Genomic DNA, 17,200 nt, shown 5'->3' on the forward strand with positions numbered 1-17,200 from the left:
TACGGTATTCCTCACAGGGATCCGAGGGAAATGGTGTTCGGGCTTCCTGAGCTTCACCCGGAAGTGAAAAATGAGAACTTGGTAGCAAATCCCGGTTGCTATCCCACAGGAGCAATACTCTCTGCTGCCCCTCTTGCTTCCGAAAGCTTGCTGGATATGGCAATATTTGATTCCAAATCAGGTATAACCGGTGCGGGAATTAAACCCACTCAGGTTTCGCATTACCCTAACATGGCTGAAAACGTGCAGCCATACAAGCTAACAAATCACAGGCACAGGGCAGAGGTATATCAGGAATTAACCGCCCTTGGTGGTGAAATAAACATAAGCTTCACCCCTCATGTGGTTCCTGCAATCAGGGGTATCCTGACAACCGCCCACCTCTTTACCCACCAGTCTTTATCAGCTGAAGATGTAAAACACATATTTGAGAAATTCTATGAGAAATGTCCCTTTGTGAGAGTAGTTGACGGAATTCCATCTCTGGGAAGTGTGCGCGGTTCAAACTTCTGTCATATAGGTTTTGAAGTTGACGAGCACAACAACCGCATAGTAGTTATTTCAGTAATTGACAATCTTGTGAAAGGTGCTTCAGGTCAGGCGATTCAAAACATGAATCTGATGTGTGGCTTTGAAGAAACTGCTGGAATATGGAATGCAGGACTTGCTCCATAATTTGAGGTGAGATAGATGAAAATTAAAGATGTGATGAATACTGATGTAATTTATTGTTCGCCAGATGATGAAGTGAGCAAGGTTGCCCGGATGCTCAAGGATAATGATATCAGTGGAATGCCGGTTGTAGACGGTGATAAAGTAGTTGGCATGATTTCAGAGCTTGATCTCTTGAAGTTGCTGGAAATTCCGGAACACGGCGATCTCTGGCTACCGAGTCCCTTTGAAGTAATTGAAGTTCCTATACGCGAACTTATAAGCTGGGAGGAAACCAAGCGTATGTTGTCAGATGTTGGTGCAATGCCTGTCCGAAAAATAATGAAAAAAGACGTCTACTACGTTTCCCCGGAAAATTCAATTGAAGACGCTTCTACTTTGATGATCAGACATAAAATTACACGCTTGCCTGTACTTGAAAATGGGAAATTGGTGGGCATTGTTACTCGTGGAGATATTATTCGTGGGTTGGGAAGTCTCTGATTAAAGGTGGATTATGAAATTAATAGATGGTGGAATCTGTGCCGTAAGAGGCGTTCGTGCAACAGGTATAAAAGACGGTAAGATGGGTCTTGCAGTCATCGCAGCAGAAGGGCCTACAGCTGGCGTATTTACCAAGAACCGTATCATTGCGGCACCGGTTCGTTTTACTCGCGATATATTGCACAAAGAAAGCAGGCTTTCAGCCACTATTGTCAATAGTGGGAATGCAAATGCTTTCACCGGCAGGAAAGGACAGGAGGATGCAAGGGCAATGGCATCTCTCGCTGCAGAAGCTCTTGGCGTGGACGAAGCACATGTGGCAGTAGCATCTACTGGAGTAATCGGCAGGAAAATGGACATGGAATGGATAAAAGATCATGTCAGAGAAGTAGTAAATAACCTTACTGATGATTACGAAGGTTCTGCAGCGACAGCCCGCTCCATAATGACCACAGATACATTTCCGAAAGAAATTGCCATTGAGCTTGATTCCGGGATACGCATTGGAGGAATTGCCAAAGGAGCAGGAATGATTGAACCCAACATGGGTACAATGCTTGCTTTTATTTATACGGATGCGGTTCTTGGTGCAGATGAACTCCAGGATGCCTTAAAACGCACGAATTCTGTTAGTTTTAACATGGTTGTTGTGGATGGTGATACCAGTACCAATGATATGGTTCTTCTTACTGCAACCGGGGATTCATCTGTAGAGCCTGTTTTTGATGAGTTCCTTATCGGTCTTGAATATGTAATGAAAGAACTGGCAAAAATGATTGCCCGTGACGGTGAAGGTGCTACCCACTTTATTGAAGTAAATGTAACAGGGGCGACAACCTACGAAGATGCTCGCCTTGCAGCAAAGAGCATCCTTCGTTCACCTCTGGTAAAAACCGCTATCTTTGGGAGAGATCCCAATTGGGGGCGTATTGTAGCGGCAGCCGGATATTCAGGTGCAGTTCTGGAAGAAAAATACATGTCGTTGAGACTTTCTGATGGGAATACCGAAGTTCCCCTTGTAATTCAGGGTCAGGTTATAGATGACGAAGAAATGCTAAGTTCACTGGAAAAAATAATGGAATCTGAAGACATCATTATTTCAGTCGACTTGGGTGTAGGATTTCATTCTGCAACTGGATGGGGATGCGACTTTACATATGATTATATAAAGATTAATGCCGAATATACTACCTGAGATTTCAAGGGGTTTTGGATTTAATGGAAGCAGATGAGTGGGAAGAGCGATACATAAAGGCATATGATTCCATCAATTCAAGTATTTCCAATGTCAAGGGTGTTTTTGTTGCGTACAACAGTAATATAGATGCTATCAAACATATTCGTGCCGGAGACATTGAACGACTGTTAAAGTACCTGGATCTTGAGAAAGTACAGGAAAAAATTTACTCCTACCCTCGCCAGATAGACACACCCTATGATTTTCTGGCGCGTCTTTTGATTGCCATGCGTGATGGCAAAGCTGCTGAGGTCCCAACATATTCCACTGATATTCATGAGTGGCTGACCGACAATCTTGTTTTTGACAAGGCAAGAATGGGTGGCCAGGCAGGTATTATTTCTAACCTGCTTGCGAGCATGGATCTGAAACAGGTAATTGTCTATATTCCATGGCTCTCAAGGGAACAAGCAGAATATTTTGTTGAATCTGAAAACCTTGTGCATCCGGTTATCCATGATGGGAATTTTGAATTAGTGCATCCGACCAAAGCATACAATCCCAATTACAAATCCAAAGTAAACTGGATTATTGAGTTTCCCAAAGGCCTTGAGGTTAAATTCGGAGAGGATAAATTCGTGGTCCCAAGAGCGAATCGATTGATCATTTCATCCAGACCTCCATGGATCCGCATTGACATGAATGATGAAATTCAAAGCCATCTTACGGATCTCTGCGGGCAGATAGACGGTGCAATTCTTTCAGGGTACCAGATGATAAAAGAAGAATACGAGGACGGAACCACTTACAAAGATCATGTCAGTAACTCGGTTGATGTGATTGAGAGCCTGAAAAATTGTAACCCTGCTGTCAGGATACACGTGGAGTTCACATCCATACAAAACAAGATAATTCGGTCTGCAATCCTGAACGATATAGTAAAAAGTCATGTTCATTCACTGGGGCTTGATACTGTGGAAGTGGCGAATGCCCTGAATGTTCTGGGTCATGAGGAACTTGCATACTCGGTTATAAGCAAAGGTGAAAATGCCATTGTTTCGCTTTATGAAGGAGCAGTCCGTCTTTTACATGAGCTTGAACTTGAGAGGATACATATACATTCCCTTGGTTACTACATTTGTGTGGCCTCAACCGACTGTCCTGTAGTGCCTGAAGATCACCTTGAATGCCTCCTTTTCTCAGCATGTGTTGCTGCTTCAAAGGCCAAAAGGGGTTTCATCAGGCATTTCAATGATATTGCACATGGGCTTGATGTTCCGGTTTCACAAAAAGGACTGGATGAGATCGAAAAACTTGGTATCTATCTGGTAAGACAGGGTGTATGCAGTCTGGATGAATTCCGGGATGGTTTTATTTCTACTCCTCATCACAATGTGCTAGTAAATCCAACAAAGGTGGTTGAGAATCCGATTGGAACAGTTGGTATCGGCGACGCTATTTCAGCAAGTGCATTTGTTGCCATGCTATCGAAAATGTGAACTTCAGGTTAAATCATGAAAATCCTTTGCGGTTACAATGCCAATATTGATGTGGTTTATGCTATTTCCGGTTCTGAGGTGGAGGCATTACTGGAATTGGCTGACGTCCAACTGGTAGAGCAGAAAATTCGGGATCCTCCCGGAGTAATTTATGAACTTGAAGATCTGCTTGCTGGGCTTATTTTTTTCATGGAGAGCGGTCAGGGGGGAGAATGGTTTATTCACTCTCCGGAAGTACTGGATTTCCTGAAGAAACGTTTTCTTCCAAGATCTCGCATCCGTATGGGCGGGAACATGGGAATAATGTCAAACGTGATTGCTGCTCTTGGAGCAGATCTTATTGTTCCGAATATTGTTTATCTGTCGGAAACACAAAAGGATCTTTTTGTGAAGAAATCTATTCTTTTCCCGGAAAGTAGTAAATCCTTAGATGAGCCCGAAAATGAACCGATTCATTTCGTATTTGATTTCAGGAAAGACGATAGCTTATCCTTTAATGGAAGGTATATAGAGATTCCGAGGGAAAACAGGTTCATTGCAACTTTTGACAATGTGAATTCAGAGTTAAAAATATCTCCATTTTTCTGTGATTATTCAAATAAACACATCATGGAAATAGATGGTGCGATAGTTTCAGGTTTTCACATGTTGCAGCCATCATATGAGGATGGTTCATCTTTTATTGACAAATTAAAACCCGTTCTATCACAGATAGAAAGCTGGAAAAAGGCAAACAAATCCATGCCTGTTCATGCGGAACTTGGGCATTTCGTATCGGTAGAGATAGAAGCTGATGTGTTTACCCGTCTGGCAGGTGTTGTTGACAGTATTGGCATGAACGAGGATGAACTTGCGGCTCTAGTGGCAAAAATCGATTCTCCTATACCGGGTATCAGGGAGATGAATATGGCAGCCCTTCTGGAAGCTGCACGCAGGTGTATGGATGCTTCTGCAGATCTTTCGTCCCTGATTGTTCATAGCCGGGATATTGTTTTGTCTGTTTTAAGGGATGAAAAGCACATACTCTCTTGCATTGATTCACTCGATTTCGGGATAAGAGCAGCTGGAGCATTCGCTTCAACCGGAAGACTGGAATCTCGTAAGTTTGTGGAACTGGTTTCCAATTCCATGAAAAGAAGCGAGTATGGGATTGGGCAATTGCATGAAGTAAGTACTCTTGTCGATGCTCTAAAGGAATCTACCGGTATTCGTGGTACTTATTATGCGTATGCAGTATGTGCCATTCCCACATTGATAGCTGAAAATCCAGTGGTAATAGTGGGACTCGGGGATACTTTTTCGGCGGCTTCTTTCCTCCGGTTTTTGGAATTGAATAGTTAAACGTTATCTTTTACCCATGCAGGGCTTTTCGATTATATGTGGATATTTTCATTCAATTCTTCGAGGGAACTGGTAACAAATTTATGATTGTGACATGTGTGGGTTAATTTTTGATATATGCTCATGACTCTCAAATATTGCTCGGAAAAAGTAAGATCATGAAATACAGCGTATGCGGGATCGACTGCAACAGCCTTTTTTATTGTTTTTTGGCTCTGTAGAAATCCTATTTGTAAATCCTACTGAGCCATTAGGTTTTTTATAAGAATAAGTTCCATGTGATTGTTTGCAACCAAAAACACAAGGGGATGATTGTGTTTTGTTCCAGATTCGAAATCGGAACCTCCCTTGAATCAGAGATTTAATAGAAAAAGAAAATATGGAGAAGAATCTCAAAGCCTCAATTTTATCGTTATAATTCATCCTGTATAGCAATCTATTTGAGATAACCAGCTTATTGATCATATATGGCATTCAGGATAGATAGGGGATCCCTGAACCAGCGGGATTACAGCACCATGCATCTGGCAGTTAGCGACGGTAATGTTGTATCCCTGCTTTCAGCACTCTATACCCGAGATGAAATATACGAAATTTCCTCAGTCCTGATATCTCCGCACTCATTCAATGAGTATCTCTACGACACTGCTGCCACCATAATATATGATGAAGAAACAGATATCAAAGAAGTTCTTAATATTTTCAGAAGTAAAGTAAAACAATATGGGTACAATCTTAAAAGCACACAAAGAAGTTTGCGCTTGAATCACCCTGAAGACAACGATCTGTATATAATAAGCATCCAGGGAAGTGAATTCAAATTATCTTCGACAGCAGTTCTTGATCCTGAGGAAATGAAGACCCATATCCCGAGATTTCTTGAAATATTTGAAATACTGATTAATTGCGGCTACGAGGCTGGAGGTGGAGAGCAGGATCTGGCTGTTCGACCGGTGCCCATGCGGGAGCCGGATTTGAAGCCACAATCACTTGCAGCCGAAACTAAAGCCGGGGCAACAGGAGAACACAATCGTTTTGAAATTATTGAACGCGAGTTCCTTGATGTGGATTTCAGCGACATTGGAGGTTGCGACGAAGCAAAAGAACAGCTTTCCCTCATTGATCTTGGAATCCGGCATCCTGAAATATATGATCTCTATGGGGCAGAGTTGCCTCATGGAATATTGCTTTATGGACCTCCCGGTACTGGAAAGACGATGCTTGCAAAGGCTTCTGCAAAAGAACTTGATGCCATTTTTTATTCCATAAACGGTTCGGACATTCTCTCAAAGTGGTATGGCGAATCTGAAAAGAATCTCAGGGAGCTTTTTGAAAAAGCAAAAAGCAGAACTCCATCGGTGATTTTCATTGATGAGATTGATGCCTTGATGCCACAAAGGGATGCATCCCATGAAGTAACTGTAAGAATTATATCCCTTCTGCTTCAGGAAATGGATGGTATACGCAGTTCAAAGGGTCTGATTATTATGGGGGCGACAAACCGGCTTAACCATATTGATCCTGCTTTCTTGAGACCCGGGAGATTCGATATTAAACTTGAAATCCCGTTGCCGGATGAAAATGCCCTTGAAGAGATTTATCAAATTCATCTCAAAGGACGCAATGCAGTAGAGGATATCGATTACAGGAGACTGGCAAAATTAAGTAATGGTCTAAGTGGGGCGGATGTAAAAGGTGTTGTAAATTCGTGTGTTTTCAATAAAATTGTCAAGATTCGAAACAAGATGCCTGATATAATAACAAAGGATTCAGTGAACAAGATTATAATCGACCAAATAACCACAGAGGATATGGTCAAAAACATTGAGAAATATAAGAAGGATTTAAGTACTCTTGTATATCCGCCTGGAGAAAGTGGAATGTATGTCTAAAGTGTGTAACTAAATCCCTTTTTAAAATTCAGAAATTAAAATAGGTTATGAAGACCAGGTAGATTATTCCCCTTTTCCAATGGAAAAACAAAAGAGTTACGTGGAAAATAATTGGTGATAAACATTGTCATCTGTTGCTCAGTTGAGTATCTGGAATTGTAAACAATTTGATTTTGGGATTCTTTTCGGGAAAATCATATTATACCGGAAGATATAAGATTAATCCACGATGGGTGAAATAGTAGCCAGCAAAACGATGACAGACTATTTTAAGACACTGGAATCGACCCTGCAAAAAGAAATCGAAATTGCAAATAATGCCCGTGCAGTAGGGAGAGATCCAAAGCCATTTGTAGAAATCCCCATTGCGAAGGATCTGGCTGACAGGGTGGAAAACCTCATGGGCGTTGAAGGTGTTGCCGACAAGATTCGTGAGCTTGAGGTAAATCTTTCAAGAGAGGAAGCTGCACTTGAGCTTGGAAGGTCGATTGCTGAAGGTGAAGTCGGCAATTTCGATACCAAGGAGCAGGCAATTGAAAGCGCTATCCGTACATCAGTTGCAATGCTGACTGAAGGAGTCGTTGCGGCTCCGATAGAAGGCATTGACAGGGTAGAGATATCCGATAATGATGATGGAACCCAGTTCATAAGAATCTATTATGCTGGCCCGATTCGTAGTGCAGGGGGAACTGCTCAGGCCCTTTCCGTGCTGGTAGGGGATTATGTCCGGAGAAGTGTGGGGATTGACAGGTACAAGCCCCGCAAGGAAGAAGTTGAGAGATACGTGGAAGAAATCCTCATGTACCGCAGGGTTGCCACACTCCAGTACATGCCTTCCGAGGAAGAAATCAGGCTTATTGTTGAAAACTGCCCCATATGTATTGACGGGGAACCCACCGAGCAGGAAGAAGTTGAAGGATACAGGAATATTGATAGGGTAGGCACAAATCGGCTCAGAGGTGGAATGGCACTCGTCCTTGCGGAAGGACTTGCCCTTAAAGCCCCGAAAATAATGAAACATGTCAATAATCTTGGAATTGATGGCTGGAACTGGCTTGAGAAATTCATGGCAAGTACCACATCCTCAGATGACGAGGGGAAAGAAGAAACGAAGGGCATCAAGCCAAAAGACAAGTACATGAGAGATCTGATTGCAGGCAGACCTGTTTTTTCCCATCCCTCCAGACCGGGTGGTTTCAGGCTCCGATACGGCCGTTCAAGAAATACTTCATTTGCAGCCGCCGGAATCAGTCCGGCAGGAATGGTAATATTAGACAGTTTTATTGTTGCAGGAACCCAGCTAAAAGTCGAGAGACCCGGGAAAGCTGCGGGAATGGCACCTGTTGATTCTATCGAAGGTCCGACAGTAAGGCTGTTTTCAGGTGATGTGCTTCGAATTGATGACGAAGAAATGGCTATTGAACTCCACTCGCAAATCGAGTCTATAATAGACATCGGTGAAATCCTGATCAATTACGGGGATTTCCTTGAGAATAATCATCCTCTGGTTCCTGCATCCTACTGTTACGAATGGTGGATACAGGAATACGAGAAAATCATGGGTGAAAAGCCGGCAGAAGATCTTACAACTATTTCACAGAGAAAAGCAATTGAATTGTGTCAGGATCATGGCATTCCCCTGCATCCTTCTTTCACGTACCTTTGGCATGATATTGAAATGGAAGAATATATTCAGCTTGCAGATTGTATTGCCGGATATGGCGAAATAAGTGATAATAAGGAGTCACTGTACATACCCCTCAGCAGCTGTTGTAACGGAGCGGTAAAAACAATACTGGAAAAATTACTGGTGCAACACACAATTGAAGATGGCAGAATCTGTATCAACGAACCACTTCCTCTTATTCACTGTCTTGGGCTTGCGGAGAATCTGAAGAAAAAATGGGAATGTATTGAAGATAAGAACGTTCTTGATGCAGTTAATAAATTATCCGGATGGACGGTACGTGCAAGAGCTCCAACTCGAATTGGTGCAAGAATGGGAAGACCCGAAAAAGCAAACCGCCGTAAAATGTCACCTGCACCACATGTGCTTTTCCCCATTGGAGAGGCAGGTGGAAACACAAGAAAACTAACGAATGCTGTTGATTATAAAGAAGTGGCAACCGGTAAAATCGGTAATATCAAGGTAGAAATTGGAAACCGAATATGCCCATCATGCGGTATGGAAACCCATGAATTCAGATGTGAATGCGGAACACACACCGTTCCGAAGCTATTCTGTCCCAGATGTGGCCTTTCAATAAACAAGGATGTTTGCCCAAAATGCAAAGCTACGACAACCTGCACTACAATGAGGTATATTGATTTCCGCCAGATATATAAAAGAGCCTTTGAAAGGCTTGGTGAAAGGGACAATCTTGATGTTTTCAAAGGCGTCAAAAGAATGATGTCAAAGCACATGAGTCCTGAGCCTCTTGAAAAAGGAATATTGCGTGCCAAACATGATTTGTTTACATTCAAAGACGGAACCGTAAGGTATGATATGTCGGATATTCCCCTCACACATATACGGGCATCAGAATTGGGCATTTCGGTGAGGAAATTACAGGAACTGGGGTACACAGAAGATATTCATGGAAAGCCTCTTGAAAAAGATGATCAGGTTGTCTGCCTCAGGGTGCAGGATCTTGTTATATCCTACGATGCAGGTGAATATATACTAAGGACTACCCAGTACATTGATGATCTGCTTGTCAAATATTACCATCAGAAACCTTACTACAATGCGAAAACCCTCGATGACATTGTAGGGGTTTTACTGATTGGGCTTGCACCACATACTTCAGCAGGTGTTCTGGGAAGACTTGTAGGGTTTACAAAGGCTTCTGTAGGATATGCACATCCGTTTTTCCATGCTGCAAAGAGGCGCAACTGTGATGGTGATGAAGATTGTGTCATGCTGCTTATGGACGGGTTGCTGAACTTTTCACGTGAATACCTGCCTGACAAACGCGGAGGGCAGATGGATGCTCCTCTTGTCCTTACCAGCAGAATCGATCCCAAAGAAGTGGACAAGGAAGCGCACAATATTGATGTCTGTGCATCTTATCCCCTAGAATTCTATGAGGCTACTCTGGAATTCACAAACCCCAAAGAGCTTGAAGGGATTATGGATCTTGTCGGAAACCGACTGGGAACGCCGGAACAGTATGACAACTTCATGTTTACTCACGATGCAACAGATATTGCTGCAGGGCCAACAAAAAGTGCTTACAAGACACTTGGAAGCATGGTTGAAAAAATGGATGCACAATTGTCCCTTGGAAGTCGTATTCGTGCAGTTGATGTGGCTGATGTGGCGGAAAGGGTACTTGTATCCCACTTCCTGCCGGACATGTTCGGCAACCTTAGAGCATTTTCAAAGCAGGGGACACGCTGTGTCAAATGTGGAGGCAAATTCCGCAGACCTCCTCTTACCGGAACCTGCCCCTTCTGCGGAGGCAGGGTGATTCTCACGGTTCATGAAGGGGCGGTGAAGAAATACCTTGAAGTTTCAAAGAGGGTTGCCAAGAAATATAATGTCTCGCCTTATACCCGGCAGAGAATAGAATTGGTCGGAAAGGATATCGAGTCACTTTTCAGCAACGATCATTCTAAACAGATGGGGCTTGCAGACTTTATGTAAATGACATTCCTACGGCATTGATTTGCTGTATAAGTTCGGTAAATTGCTCAACCTCAAAATCTAACACAACTTCTTTTGTTAAACCTATTGACATTTCACCGTCATATGTAAGCTGGTCTGGGCCACGACGAATAAGGCGATCAACACCATCCATGCACAGGGTTTCCTTGATCTCATTGTCATGGGCCAGGGTGCGCCCTGGTATAATAATAGTTTCTTCCAGATTTGAAAGATTGAGATTTCTGAAATCCTCAATTGTAATCAGGCACCCTATATCCTTTTCCACCGGCACAACTCTTACATGACTACCAAGTTTGTCAAAAATCTCCTGAAGGCGGGAATATGCAGCCAGACTGGTAATTACGGTAGCCTTTTTTGTGATTTTCGGGAGCTTTGCAAGGTAATCAGGCTCGTTTCTGATAGCAAAGGGACAACTGATCAGAGGATCTTCAAGAGGAGTGCCTGTTATCCTTATATCATACTTCGCAGCCTTCTTTCGTACAACAGAAGTAAATTCTTCAATGCTGTGTGTTTTTATGCCTTCAAGAATCGGAGCATTGGCAAGTATTAGACCTTCTTTGAAGGAATTCGCAAATCGCATAAGAATGGCGCCTTTTGCGCCCATCTCTTCAAGATCCTGTAGAGTTTGGTCAAGTATATCCGCATCATTTACCCCAGGAATCACAACAATTGCAGCATATACGTCACATGATTCACAGAATCGCTTCAAGGATTCAAGGGATACCTGTGGCTGTGGGTCATTCATATATTTGCGCCTGAGCTCCGGATCTGTGGCAAAAACACTAAAAGAAACTTCAGTGACACCTGCTTCTATATAAAAATCCGCTTCTTCTACAGAAGTGAAACCTTTACCACTGGTGTATCCTAGATGTATGGGGCGCCCAAACTGGGACAGGAAATATACAAGGTCAGGCAGTTCTTCGTAGCAACTAATATCTCCACCACCACTGATTGTGAATTTTTCTACATTTTCTATATTAGCGTTGGAGAAATGGAGAGACTGCGATACTTCCCTCATGACAACCTGAGCGGGTTTAAACCCCGGGTAGGATTCTTTAATGCTTCTTGTACAGTAATCGCATCCCTTTGAAAAGGGGAAACAATGTTTACATCCAAAGGGAGGCACATCCTTAACTTTGCGAAAGTAGCAATATGAACAAAAGCCGTTACAATCTATTCCCGGGCTGCCGCCAACATCTGCGATAATCTCCATGATGGGGAAAATGTAGAAAAAGGTACTACTAAACTATTGTGGTCAGTTCCTCCAGATATCATGTCAAATAAACAAAAAGAATGACGAATAACCAGGGATTTTGACTCTTTACTCCTAGCTAATCCAAAAGCTTTAAACCTAAAAGAAGACATTGCTGAAATGAATCATCTTCAAGAAAACCGACTGGAAATCAATCTACTCTTGGATTGTGTCGTCAGATCGTCCTCGCTCAAGCGTAGTTGACTTCCAAATGGGGATTTTCTTGCTAACAACTAAAGGAGGAAAATACGTGTCTGATAAAGTAGACATCTACAGTGACAAAGGAAAACTGTTAGAAAGCGGCGTTGATATTGCAGACCTTGCGCCAACAAGGAACGCAGCCATCAAACGTATTATTACCGACACCAAGAGAACGGTGGCTGTCAACCTCGCTGGAATTGAAAAGGCACTTGCAACCGGTAAAATGGGTCCCAAAGCGGCTCAGATTAGAGGTCGCGGAATGAACTTCAGTATTGTCGATGATGCAGGTGCAATTGCCGACAAAGTTAATGAACTCGTTATGGTCGAAGATGGAGATGACACCGTTGTAGAGACCCTTAGTGGCGGAAAACAGTTGCTTGTACAGCTCCCAACCGCAAGAATAAGCGCAGGTGCAGATTATGCTGCCTCTCTTACAGTCAGTGCAGCTGCTGTTGTCCAGACCATTATTGACATGTACAACGTTGACATGTTCGATGCACCAATCGTAAAGGGTGCCGTATGGGGTAATTACCCACAGACTATGGATATGAAAGGCGGTAATGTTGCATCTATTCTCAACATCCCACAGAACAACGAAGGTCTGGGATACTCCCTGAGGAACATTATGACCAACCACATTGCAGCAATCACACACCGCAAAGCAATGAACGCTGCAGCTCTCTCTTCAGTCTATGAACAGACAGGAATGTTTGAGATGGGTAACGCAGTAGGTCCATTCGAGAGACATCAGCTTCTCGGATTTGCATATCAGGGTCTTAACGCAAATAATATTGTATACGATCTAGTGAAAGAAAACGGTAAAGACGGTACTATTGGTACTGTGGTCCAGTCAACCGTTGGCAGGGCAATTGAAGATGGCATAATCAGTGTCGACACAACTGCCCCTTCAGGATACAAGTTCTACAAAGCAAACGACGTGTCCGCCTGGAATGCATATGCAGCTGCTGGTCTCCTCGCAGCAACCATGGTAAACTGTGGTGCTGGAAGGGCAGCTCAGAACGTTTCATCTACAATTCTGTACTTCAACGATATCATTGAGAAGGAAACTGGATTACCAGGCTGTGACATGGGTAGAGCTCAGGGTACAGCAGTCGGTTTCTCCTTCTTCAGCCACTCAATTTATGGTGGCGGTGGACCCGGTATATTCAACGGTAACCACGTCGTAACCAGACACTCCAGAGGATTTGCAATTCCATGTGTATCCGCTGCAGTTGCTCTTGACGCAGGTACCCAGATGTTCAGCATCGAAAAAACATCAGCGCTTATCGGTGATGTATTTGGATCCATCAAGGAGTTCAGGGAGCCCATTGACTCGATCGCAGAAACTCTCTAAGATTGTCACAGGATGTTAAAGGTTTCACAATGACAAACAGTTCTTCAGACAACGGAAATCCTTTTCAGATAGAAATATTCCCCAGTAGGTTAGTTAGGCCTGCCACTGCTAAAGAATTGCTGAATGAAATCAGCAAAATTGACGGGATCATAAGGGCTTTTATACAGGGCCCTCGCTTGCCAACCGAAGTTCCCTACGGACCTGCTAAAGGAAGTGTGGTTAATCACGGTTCAAGAGAACATGTGAAAGTAGGGGATGTGGATATTGAATTGTCAATAATGGTGGGCAGAATACGTCTGGAAATAGAACATGAAGATGTGAAAATAAAACTCCGGGAAGTATGTGAGCGAGTACTTCCCTTTGGATTTGAAATCCGGGAGGGGCTTTTCATCCCAAAGAAACAAACTATTTCAGACTATGCAAAAAGAGGGCCTGGAGCTGATCCGAAGTTTCTTGGTCTTTATGATCCTAAAAGCAAACCGGATAAACAAATTACTATACTGAATTCCGAAGAAAACGAGGCGTAAGTATAATGGTAACTTTTGATCGGGAAACACAAGTAGTTGATTGCCGACACGGTATGGGGCTTGGCCATGGAGGGGGGCTTGCACAGCGCGGTACTCTTTCAGAGGCTGGTCATGCTGATGTTGTTGCAGTCGCTATGAGTCCCGGCAGAAGACACATTACCAAGCCAGTATGTGAACTCACTTATGGAATGCGTAAAGAAGGCATTCAGGTGAGTGTACTTGTTCTCAATAGTGGCTCCGGGGAACCGGATGCAAAAATGAGATCAGGATCTTTTGGAATCAATCCGGATGAAGTAGAGCAGATTAACAGGCACAAATTAGCCGTTATTCACACGGGAAATATCAAGGATCATGTTGTAAAGAAAGTGAGGGAAATACTGAAATATGCAGATATCCCCGCAATAATCGTAACACAGACGATGGTCGATTATGAGGATTTTGCAAAAATCGGTATTAAAACAAGACTGGTGAAACCAGTAGAAAATAACATCCAGACAAAGGGAAAAGTGATGGAAATTGTAACTGGCGTGACAAGAGGTGAAACCTGTCCTAGGGACAAGTTGAACGAATTAGTCAAAGCAGTAAATTCCACCATGAAATCAATCAATCATAGAGGAGTGTAAATTATGGCATATGAACCACAATTCTACCCAGGCGCAACATCTGTTGCAGAAAACAGAAGGAAGCACATGTCCGGGGATGTTGAGAAACTCAGGGAGATCTCTGACGACGACTTAACAACCGTTCTTGGACACCGTGCACCAGGTACTGACTATCCAAGCACTCACCCACCACTTGCAGAAATGGGTGAACCAGAGTGCTCAATCCGTGAAATTGTAGAACCCACACCAGGCGCAAAAGCTGGTGACAGAATTAGGTACGTGCAGTTTGTCGACTCAATGTACAACGCACCTGCTACCCCATACTTCAGGTCATACAACGCTTCAATCAACTTCAGAGGCGTAGATCCAGGTACACTTTCCGGTCGTCAGGTAGTTGAAGCCCGTGAAAGGGACATGGAAGAACTTGCAAAATTCCAGATTGAGACAGAAATGACCTGCCCAGCACTTTCAAGCCTTCGTGGCGCAACCGTGCACGGTCACTCACTCCGTCTTCAGGAAGATGGTGTTATGTTTGACATGCTTGAAAGAACTGTCCTTGAAAACGGATATATTGTAGCCGTGAAAGACCAGGTTGGAAGGCCAATTGACAAGAAGGTAAACATGGGCAAACCAATGTCCGAGGAAGAAGCTGCAAAGAGGACTACCATCTATCGTGTGGACAATGTCCCCTACAGAAGTGACTCCGAAGTTATCGAATGGGTTCACAGGGTATTTGAGCAGAGAACCAAATATGGATTCCAGCCCCTATGAGGTGATATAAATGGCAGATGATAGAAAGAAACTGTTCCAGAAACACTTGGAAATTAAATTCACAAAGGAACATGGCACCAACAAGATGGAAGGCGGAAAAATCACCGATATGAGGATCAAGTACCACCGTCTTGGTGTTGACCAGAACCCAAGAAAACTTGAAATGAAGAAAGCCGGTCAGGAAATTGCAAAGAAGAGAGGTCTTGTCGGATACAACCCAATGATGCACTGTGGTGGTATTCCACTGGGTCAGAGGGCACTTACCCCGTCATTCATTTCGGGTACTGACATGATGGTCGAAATTGATGACCTGCATTATGTCAACAACGCTGCAATGCAGCAGATGTGGGATGATATCCGCAGAACCTGTATTGTAGGTATGGACATGGCTCACGAGACTCTTGAGAAGAGGCTCGGTATTGAAGTTACCCCTGAGACCATTAACCACTATCTTGAGACCCTCAACCACGCCCTTCCAGGCGGTGCGGTCGTTCAGGAGCACATGGTGGAGACCCATCCAGCACTCGTGGATGACTGTTATGTAAAGATCTTTACAGGTGACGATGAACTTGCTGATGAAATTGATGACCAGTTCCTCATTGACATCAACAAGGAATTCCCAGAAGATCAGGCAGAACAGCTCAAAGCCGCAATCGGTAAGACAACATGGCAGGCAGCTCACATCCCTACTATCGTAACCAGGACAACTGATGGTGGTCAGACCAGCAGATGGATTGCAATGCAGGTTGGTATGTCTTACATTTCAGCATATGGAATGTGTGCTGGAGAAGCGGCTGTAGCAGACCTTTCATTTGCTGCAAAGCATGCTGCTGTTGTTAACATGGGTGACATGCTCCCAGCAAGACGTGCTCGTGCACCAAATGAGCCCGGAGGAATTACCTTCGGTAACATGGCTGATATTGTCCAGACAAGCCGTGTAGATCCGGATGACCCTGCACACGTAACCCTTGAAGTAGTTGGTGCAGGCTGTATGCTTTATGACCAGATCTGGCTAGGTTCCTACATGTCTGGTGGTGTAGGATTCACACAGTATGCAACCGCTGCATATACCAACAACATTCTGGATGACAACCTCTACTATGACGTTGACTACATCAACGACAAGTATGACGGTGCAGCCAACAAGGGTACTGACAACAAGGTCAAACCAAGCCTTGAAGTAGTCAAGGACATCGCAACAGAATCCACACTATATGGTCTCGAGAACTACGAGAAATATCCAGTTGCACTGGAAGACCATTTCGGTGGTTCCCAGAGAGCAACCGTATTGTCCGCAGCAGCAGGAAGTGCAACATCCCTTGCAACCGGAAACGCCAATGCAGGTCTCTCAGCATGGTACCTCTGTATGTATCTGCACAAGGAAGGACACGGTCGCCTTGGTTTCTTCGGATACGATCTGCAGGATCAATGTGGTGCAACCAACACTTTCTCCTATCAGGGAGACGAAGGTCTGCCTCATGAACTCCGTGGTCCAAACTATCCCAACTACGCCATGAATGTAGGTCATCAGGGTGGTTATGCTGCAATCGCAGCTGCTGCACACGCAGGTCGTGGAGATGCATTTGCACTCAACCCACTGATCAAGATCTGTTTCGCAGATGACTTGCTGCCTTTCGACTTCACAGCTCCAAGGAAGGAGTTCGGAAGAGGTGCTCTCCGCGAGTTCGAGCCCGCTGGAGAAAGGTCGCTCATCATTCCGGCAAAGTAAATCTGAAAATATATACCAATTGCAGGTGCT

General features: G+C 43.9%; 13 protein-coding genes. 12 read left to right on the forward strand and 1 reads right to left on the reverse strand.

Features of this window, described 5'->3' with window-relative positions; genetic code table 11:
* From argC to PWQ49_RS05525, 7 genes are all read left to right on the forward strand, one after another.
* On the forward strand, positions 1-675 hold a 675-nt coding region (gene argC, locus PWQ49_RS05495; RefSeq protein WP_300608808.1), incomplete at its 5' end, for an N-acetyl-gamma-glutamyl-phosphate reductase.
* 15 nt (positions 676-690) lie between these two features.
* Positions 691-1,155 carry a CBS domain-containing protein gene (locus PWQ49_RS05500; RefSeq protein ID WP_300608810.1) on the forward strand — a complete coding sequence of 155 codons (465 nt, stop codon included), beginning with the start codon at positions 691-693 and terminating at the stop codon, positions 1,153-1,155.
* A gap of 13 nt (positions 1,156-1,168) precedes the next feature.
* On the forward strand, positions 1,169-2,350 hold the full coding sequence (gene argJ, locus PWQ49_RS05505; protein ID WP_300608812.1) for a bifunctional ornithine acetyltransferase/N-acetylglutamate synthase: 1,182 nt from the start codon (positions 1,169-1,171) through the stop codon (positions 2,348-2,350).
* A gap of 23 nt (positions 2,351-2,373) precedes the next feature.
* Entirely contained in the window at positions 2,374-3,831 is a 1,458-nt protein-coding gene (gene pfkC, locus PWQ49_RS05510) for an ADP-specific phosphofructokinase (RefSeq protein ID WP_300608814.1), read from the forward strand.
* Positions 3,832-3,846: 15 nt separating this feature from the next.
* Complete coding sequence (locus PWQ49_RS05515; protein ID WP_300608816.1) at positions 3,847-5,172, forward strand: ADP-dependent glucokinase/phosphofructokinase; 1,326 nt, start codon at positions 3,847-3,849, stop codon at positions 5,170-5,172.
* 467 nt (positions 5,173-5,639) lie between these two features.
* Positions 5,640-7,064, forward strand: a complete 1,425-nt coding sequence (locus PWQ49_RS05520) for an ATP-binding protein (protein WP_300608818.1) — start codon at positions 5,640-5,642, stop codon at positions 7,062-7,064.
* Between the two features lie 229 nt (positions 7,065-7,293).
* A complete protein-coding gene (locus PWQ49_RS05525) occupies positions 7,294-10,713 on the forward strand; it encodes a DNA polymerase II large subunit (RefSeq protein WP_300608820.1) in 3,420 nt (1,139 codons plus the stop codon).
* Here PWQ49_RS05525 and mmp10 read toward each other — a convergent pair.
* On the reverse strand, positions 10,706-11,947 hold the full coding sequence (gene mmp10 / locus PWQ49_RS05530) for a methyl coenzyme M reductase-arginine methyltransferase Mmp10 (protein ID WP_300608822.1): 1,242 nt from the start codon (positions 11,945-11,947) through the stop codon (positions 10,706-10,708). The two genes, PWQ49_RS05525 and mmp10, sit on opposite strands and share 8 nt — an antisense overlap.
* Positions 11,948-12,236: 289 nt before the next feature.
* Here mmp10 and mcrB point away from each other — a divergent pair, with 289 nt between their 5' ends.
* Genes mcrB through mcrA form a run of 5 tightly spaced genes read left to right on the forward strand, consistent with a single transcriptional unit; the run spans position 12,237 to position 17,170 of the window.
* Positions 12,237-13,541, forward strand: coding sequence for a coenzyme-B sulfoethylthiotransferase subunit beta (mcrB, locus tag PWQ49_RS05535; RefSeq protein WP_300608824.1), 1,305 nt, complete (start codon positions 12,237-12,239; stop codon positions 13,539-13,541).
* A gap of 29 nt (positions 13,542-13,570) precedes the next feature.
* On the forward strand, positions 13,571-14,068 hold the full coding sequence (gene mcrD, locus PWQ49_RS05540; RefSeq protein WP_300608826.1) for a methyl-coenzyme M reductase operon protein D: 498 nt from the start codon (positions 13,571-13,573) through the stop codon (positions 14,066-14,068).
* A gap of 5 nt (positions 14,069-14,073) precedes the next feature.
* Complete coding sequence (gene mcrC, locus PWQ49_RS05545; RefSeq protein WP_300608828.1) at positions 14,074-14,691, forward strand: methyl-coenzyme M reductase I operon protein C; 618 nt, start codon at positions 14,074-14,076, stop codon at positions 14,689-14,691.
* Positions 14,692-14,694: 3 nt separating this feature from the next.
* A complete protein-coding gene (gene mcrG, locus PWQ49_RS05550) occupies positions 14,695-15,441 on the forward strand; it encodes a coenzyme-B sulfoethylthiotransferase subunit gamma (RefSeq protein WP_300608830.1) in 747 nt (248 codons plus the stop codon).
* A 10-nt stretch (positions 15,442-15,451) separates the two neighbouring features.
* The gene (gene mcrA / locus PWQ49_RS05555) at positions 15,452-17,170 is read left to right on the forward strand and encodes a coenzyme-B sulfoethylthiotransferase subunit alpha (RefSeq protein WP_300608832.1); all 1,719 of its coding nucleotides are present in this window, start codon (positions 15,452-15,454) and stop codon (positions 17,168-17,170) included.
* Positions 17,171-17,200: the final 30 nt, after the last annotated feature.

The sequence above is a fragment of the Methanohalophilus sp. genome (assembly GCF_030156785.1).
Lineage (GTDB): Archaea > Halobacteriota > Methanosarcinia > Methanosarcinales > Methanosarcinaceae > Methanohalophilus.